Origin of the sequence: Microbacterium sp. (assembly GCF_035277845.1) — a bacterium.
Taxonomy (GTDB): Bacteria; Actinomycetota; Actinomycetes; order Actinomycetales; family Microbacteriaceae; genus Microbacterium.
Genome location: NZ_DATEJS010000294.1, coordinates 1 through 6561, shown reverse-complemented (window position 1 = coordinate 6561; position 6561 = coordinate 1). Strand labels below are relative to the sequence as shown.

General features: G+C 71.4%; 5 protein-coding genes and 1 pseudogene. All 6 read right to left on the bottom strand.

Annotation, left to right across the window (positions count from 1 at the left end; all coding sequences use genetic code 11):
* Nucleotides 1-267, bottom strand: a pseudogene (locus VJR25_RS12875) (hypothetical protein); the annotation flags it as partial.
* Between the two features lie 4 nt (nt 268-271).
* Nucleotides 272-1693 (bottom strand): UDP-N-acetylmuramate--L-alanine ligase, encoded by a 1422-nt coding sequence (gene murC / locus VJR25_RS12870; RefSeq protein ID WP_324115633.1) that lies wholly within the window; start codon nt 1691-1693, stop codon nt 272-274.
* Between the two features lie 99 nt (nt 1694-1792).
* Nucleotides 1793-2875, bottom strand: coding sequence for a UDP-N-acetylglucosamine--N-acetylmuramyl-(pentapeptide) pyrophosphoryl-undecaprenol N-acetylglucosamine transferase (locus tag VJR25_RS12865; RefSeq protein WP_324115631.1), 1083 nt, complete (start codon nt 2873-2875; stop codon nt 1793-1795).
* A complete protein-coding gene (ftsW, locus tag VJR25_RS12860) occupies nt 2872-4077 on the bottom strand; it encodes a putative lipid II flippase FtsW (protein ID WP_324115629.1) in 1206 nt (401 codons plus the stop codon). The genes VJR25_RS12865 and ftsW overlap by 4 nt, the downstream gene beginning before the upstream one ends.
* Entirely contained in the window at nt 4049-5578 is a 1530-nt protein-coding gene (gene murD, locus VJR25_RS12855; RefSeq protein WP_414683785.1) for a UDP-N-acetylmuramoyl-L-alanine--D-glutamate ligase, read from the bottom strand. Before murD ends, ftsW begins: the two co-directional genes overlap by 29 nt.
* On the bottom strand, nt 5578-6561 hold a 984-nt coding region (mraY, locus tag VJR25_RS12850; protein ID WP_324115627.1), incomplete at its 5' end, for a phospho-N-acetylmuramoyl-pentapeptide-transferase. The genes murD and mraY, both read right to left, overlap by 1 nt.

Below are 6561 nucleotides of genomic sequence, written 5' to 3'. Positions count from 1 at the left end.
CGCCTCCGCGTGCAGCGCACGCCGGCGGGCGCGCGCGGCCCGCCAGACGTCGCGGATGCCGACGGGAGGCTCGACCGGGTCCGCTGCGCTCGACGACGAAACGGCGTGGTCCTGCGGGACGCCGGGAGCCTCGGGGGCCGTCCGCCCCCGCTGGGCGACGCGGTGGAACGGCGAGACGAACGGCTGGTCGGCCTCGATGGTGTCGGCGTCGGCGGGCGCCCCGGAGTCCGGCCGTCGCGGCGGCTGGATCGGCGGAGGGCGTCGCATCAGGTCACTGCCCCGCGGTCCCGCCGTCGCGCGGCTCCGCGCCGGCGAGGGCGGCGAGCACCTGCGGGATGATCAGGTGGACGTTGCCGCAGCCGAGCGTGATCACGAAGTCGCCGGGCCGCGCGATGGCGGCCGTGTAGTCCGCGGCCTCCTGCCAGTCGGGCACGAAGTGCACGTGGGAGGCGTCGGCGAACCGCGACGAGACGGTCTCGCCGGTGACACCGGGGATCGGATCCTCGCGGGCGCCGTACACGTCGAGCATGACCGTGTGGTCGGCGTACTGCTCGAGCACGTCGGCGAACTCCTGCGCCATGTGCTGCGTGCGCGAGTACGTGTGCGGCTGCTGGATGGCGATGATGCGGCCGTCGCCGACGACGGTGCGCGCCGCGGCGAGTGCGGCAGCGACCTCGGTGGGGTGGTGCGCGTAGTCGTCGTAGACGCTGACCCCGTGCTCGATCCCGTGCAGCTCGAAGCGGCGCACGGTGCCGGTGAAGCCGGAGACGGCATCCACCGCGTCGGAGAACCGGAAGCCGAGGGTCACCAGCACGGCGACGACGCCTGCGGCGTTGACGGCGTTGTGCACGCCGGCGACCTGCAGCCGCACGCGGACGGTCTCGCCGCGGTAGGTCATGGCGCACGAGACCGGACCGTCGGTGCGCACGTCCGAGACGCGCACGTCCGCGGATTCCGCCGTACCGAACCCCACGACGTGGGCGTGGCGGAGCCGGGCCCGCACGAGCTGGGCGCCGGGGTCGTCGGTGGAGATCACGACCGCTTCGCCGGCGTCGTCGGCGAACTGCGCGAAGGCCGCGTAGAACGCGTCGTCGGTGCCGTAGTGGTCGAGGTGGTCGGGGTCGACGTTGGTGATCAGCGCGATCGCGGTGTCGTACAGCAGGAACGTCCCGTCGGACTCGTCGGCCTCGATGACGAAGAGCTCGTCGGAGCCGGTGGCGCTCGACACGCCGAGCTGGGCGATGACACCGCCGTTGACGAACGTCGGCTGGTCGCCGAGCGCCTGCAGGGCGGTGACGATCATGCCCGTCGAGGTGGTCTTGCCGTGCGCCCCCGCCACGGAGACGAGGCGCCGTCCCCCGATCAGCCAGTACAGCGCCTGCGAACGGTGGATGACCGGCATCCCGCGCTGCTTCGCCGTGACGAACTCGGGGTTCTCCGGCCAGATCGCGCCGGTGTGGATGACCGTGTCCGCATCGCCGAGGTTCGCGGCGTCGTGACCGACGTGCACCCGCGCGCCGAGAGCCTCGAGATCCCGCAGCGCCTTGCTGTCGGCGCGGTCCGACCCGGAGACGCGGATGCCGCGCTCGAGGAACATGCGCGCGAGACCCGACATGCCGGAACCGCCGATGCCGATGAAGTGCGCCGCCTCGATGCGCTCGGGGATGGGAAGGCTCAAATCGGGTCTGATCATGACCCGTCAATCCTAGGTTGGCTCCCTGAGGGCGTCTCCAGGGCGCGCCCGCGCAGGCTGAGGATCCGCCCGGCACGCAGGATGCCGGCGCCCGGCCGGTCAGCGCACGCCGACGGCCAGCGCCCGATCGATGAGGGCGATGACGTTCTCGGTGCCGCGCCGGGTTCCGGCATGTGAGGCGGCATCCCGCATCCGTGCCAGCGCCGCATCGTCGCGCAGCAGCGGCACGATCTCCGTGCGCACCCGGTCGGCCGTGAACTCGGCGTCCGGGATGAGCCGCGCCGCACCGGCCGCCACGGCCGAGCGGGCGTTGAGGCTCTGCTCGCCGTTGCCGACGGCGTACGGCACGTACACGGCGGGGATGCCGAGGGCGCTGATCTCGCTGACCGTCGCCGCGCCCGACCGCGACACGATCAGGTCGGCCATCGCGAACGCGAGGTCCATGCGGTCCACGTACCGGCGCTGCGCATAGCCCGCGACGCCGGGGTCGGCAAGCTCGGACCGCTCCCCCGTGACGTGGATCAGCTGCCAGCCGGCATCCAGCACGTCCCGCCAGGCGCCGGCGAACGCGTCGTTGAGGCGCACCGCCCCGAGCGAGCCGCCGAACACCAGGAGTGTCGGCCGGGACGCGTCCAGCCCGAAGAACTCCGCGGCTTCGGCGCGCACCGCGGCCCGGTCGAGCTCGACGATCTCGCGGCGCAGCGGCATCCCGACCACTTCGCCGCGGCGCAGCGGCGTGCCCTCGAACGCGACGCCGACGGATGCCGCGCTGCGCGCCCCCAGGACGTTCGCAAGCCCGGGCTTGGCGTTGGCCTCGTGCACGACGAACGGCACCTTCTCGCGTCGCGCGGCGACGTAGGCGGGCGCGGCGGCGTATCCGCCGAAGCCGACGACCGCGTCCACGCCATGCGTGCGGATGTGCCGGCGCACCTGCCCCACGGCGCGCGCGAACCGCCGAGGGAAGGCAAGCGCGGCACCGTTCGGGCGACGCGGGAAGGGCACCTTGTCCACGATCAGCAGGTCGTACCCGCGCTCCGGGACGAGGCGCGCCTCGAGCCCCTCGCTGGTGCCGAGCACGAGCGCCCGCGCCTGCGGGTCGCGGGCGCGCAGCCCGTCGGCGACGGCGAGGAGCGGATTGACGTGGCCGGCGGTCCCCCCGCCGGCGAGCAGATACGTGGTCACCGTGCGAGAGTACCCGTCGGCGCGGAGGTCCTCGCCGGCAGCGACCGTGCGAAGCTCAGCAGGATGCCGCAGCCGACGAGCACCGCCACGAGCGACGTTCCGCCCTGCGACATGAACGGCAGCGGCACGCCCATGACCGGGAAGAGCTTGAGCACGACGGCGATGTTGATGAGCGCCTCGCCCACGATCCAGATGGTGATGCCGCCGGCGACGGTGCGCACGAACGGGTCCCGGGTCTTGCGGATGACGTGGAACGCGCCCACGGCGAAGAGGGTGAACAGCGCGAGCGCGACGACGCAGCCGATGAGCCCGAGCTCCTCTCCGACGATCGCGAAGATGTAGTCGTTCGCGGCAGCCGGGAGCCAGTCGTACTTCTGCTTGGAGTTGCCGAGCCCCAGGCCGAAGACGCCGCCGCTGGCGAGTCCCCAGATGCCGTGCAGGGTCTGATAGCAGTTGCCGTAGTACTGGGCCAGGCAGTCCGAGCCGGCGAAGGTCGTGATGCGGCGCATGCGGTCGGGGCTCGTGAACACGAAGAACGCGACGCCCGCCAGGCCGATCGCGACCGGCAGGATGAACAGCCGCAGCCGAACCCCGGAGAAGAACAGGCAGGCAGTGAAGACGAGGCCGAGGATCATCGTGGTGCCGAGATCCTTGCCGGCCATGACCGTGGCCACCACGATCAGGGTGACCGGGATCACCGGGATGAACGCGTGCCGGGCCTTGTGCAGCAGCGGCTGCTTGCGCGCCAGCACCGCCCCCATCCAGATGGCGAGGGCGAGCTTGAGGAACTCGGCCGGCTGCGCCTGCAGGCCGAAGATGTAGATCCAGCTGCGGTTGCCGTCGGCGGAGACGCCGAGAGGCGTGAACACGGTGAGCTGGAACAGCACGGCGAAGATGAGCGCCGGCCACGCGATGCGCTTCCAGAACAGCACCGGCATCCGGCTCGCGATGAACATCAGCGGGATGCCGATGGCCGCGAAGATCGCCTGCTTGAGCAGCGCGACGTAGGGATCCTGCCCGGCGGCCATGGAGCTGGCGGTGGTGGCGGACAGCACCATCGTCAGCCCGAACCCGGTCAGCAGCAGGGCGGTCGAGGCGATGAGCACGAACTCGCTCGGCACCGGCGCGAACACCCGGCCGAGGACGATGCGCGCGGACAGCCCGCGGCGCGGCTCAGCGGATGTCGCCTGACTGGCTGCCACCGGTTCCCCTTCCCGTTCGCTGCGCCACCGCGTCGGCGAAGCGCCGGCCGCGGTCGGCGTAGGACGAGAACTGGTCGAACGACGCCGCGGCCGGGGCGAGCAGAACCACGTCCCCGTCACGGGCCACTTCGGCCGCACGTTCGACGACCTGCGCCATGACGTCTTCAGTGTCGCCCGGGACGATCTCGATGACCGGCACCGTCGGCGCGTGTCGTGCGAACGCCGACACGATCGGCTCCCGGTCGAGACCGATGACGATCGCCGCCCGCACCCCGGCCCCGCGTCCCGCGACGAGCTCGGTGATGTCGACGCCCTTGAGCAGACCCCCGACCACCCAGACGGCTCCCGGGTAGGCGGCGAGCGACGAGGCGGCCGCATGCGGGTTCGTCGCCTTGGAGTCGTCGACCCAGGTGATGCCGTCGGCGACCGCGACGACCTCGATGCGGTGCGGGTCGAGCCGGAAGCCGCGCAGCGCCTCGCGGATCGCAGCCGGCTCGATGTCGAGCGCCAGCGCGAGCCCGGCGGCGGCGAGGATGTTGGCGACGACGTGCGGTGCGGCGAGTCCGCGTTCCTGCAGCTCGGCGAGCGTGGTGAGCTCCCGGGCGCTCGTGCGCCGGTCGGCGAGGTAGGCGCGGTCGACGAGGATGCCGTCGACGAGCCCCAGGTCGCTCGGCCCGGGCACGCCCAGGTCGAAGCCGATCGCGCGGGCGCCCTCGACGACGTCGGCTTCCTCCACCATCCGCATGGTCGCGGCATCCGACTTGTTGTACACGCACGCCACCCGGGTGTGGGCGTAGACGTGCGCCTTCGCGTCGCGATACGCCTCGAACGAGCCGTGCCACTCCAGGTGGTCGTCGGCGAGGTTGAGGCAGACGCTTGCGAGCGGCGACACCGGGCGCGGTCCGTCCTGCTGCAGCCCGAGGTACCAGAGCTGGTGGCTGGACAGCTCGATGACGAGCACGTCGAACCCGCCCGGGTCGCGCACGGCATCGAGCACGGGGACGCCGATGTTGCCGCACGGTGCGGCGCGCAGCCCGCCCGCGACCAGCATCGACGCGGTCAGCTGCGTCGTGGTCGTCTTGCCGTTGGTGCCGGTGATGAGCACCCAGTCGGCGGGCGTGCCGTCGGGACGCGGCACCTTGTCGCGCACCCGCCAGGCCAGCTCCACGTCCCCCCAGAGGGCGATGCCCTGCTGCCGGGTCCAGACGACCACCGGATGGTGCGGCGGGAAGCCCGGGGAGGCGACGACCACGTCGGGCGCGAAGTCCGCGAGCCGCGGCGGCACCTCATCGAGCGGGCCGACGTGCAGCTCCGCCCCGATGACGGGCACGAGCCGGGCGTACTCCTCGGACGCGCTCTCGGTGGCCACGAGCACGACGGCGCCGAGTTCGGCGAGGGTGTCGGCGACGGAGAACCCGGTCACCGAGAGCCCGAGCACCGCGACCCGGAGGCCCGTCCAGTCCGCGTTCCAGCTGGTGAGCTCGTCGAGCGGAGCCGCCATCAGTGGCTCAGCCATTCGACGTAGAACAGGCCGACCCCGGTGACCGCCAGCATCCCGGCGATGACCCACATCCGCACCACGATCGTGATCTCCGGCCAGCCGAGGAACTCGAGGTGGTGATGGAACGGGCTCATCAGGAACAGCCGCTTGCCGCGGGTCGCCTTGAAGTACAAGCGCTGCAGGATGACGCTGGCCGGCCCCAGGATGAACAGCCCCGCCGTGACGATCGTGAGCAGCTCGGTGTGCCCGAGGATCGACAGCGCCGCGATCACCCCGCCGATCGCCATCGAGCCGACGTCGCCCATGAAGACCTTCGCCTTCGGCGCGTTCCACCACAGGAACCCGACCAGGGCGCTGACGAACGACGCCGCGATGATCGTGAGGTCCATGGGGTCGCGGGTGTCGTAGCACGCGGGCTGGTTCACCGCGACGAGCGCCGCCGTCGTGCAGGACTGGTTGTACTGCCAGAACGTGGTGAGACTCATCGCCGCGATGGTGAGGATGCCGGCTCCGGTGGCGAGTCCGTCGAGGCCGTCGGTGAGGTTCGTGCTGTTCGACCAGGCGACCCCGATGAACGTGATCCAGATGAGATACACGATCCAGCCGATGACGAGGCCGAGCGCCATGAACGACAGCACGGGGACGTCGCGGAACACGGAGATGTACGCCGATCCGGGGGTCTGCCGGTCGACGTTCGGGAACATCAGGGCCCCGATGCCGAAGGTCACGGTGACGAACACCTGCCCGGCGATCTTGCGCCAGCCGGACAGCCCGAGGCTGTTGTTGCGGTGCACCTTCAGGAAGTCGTCGATGAAGCCGACCGCTCCGAAGCCCACCATCAGCCAGATCACGAGCAGCCCGGACACCGTCGGCGGATTGTTGCCGACGTAGCATCCCACGACGTATCCGACGATCGAGCCGAGGATGAAGATCGTGCCGCCCATGGTCACGGTGCCGCGCTTCTGATGGTGCTGCGGATTGCC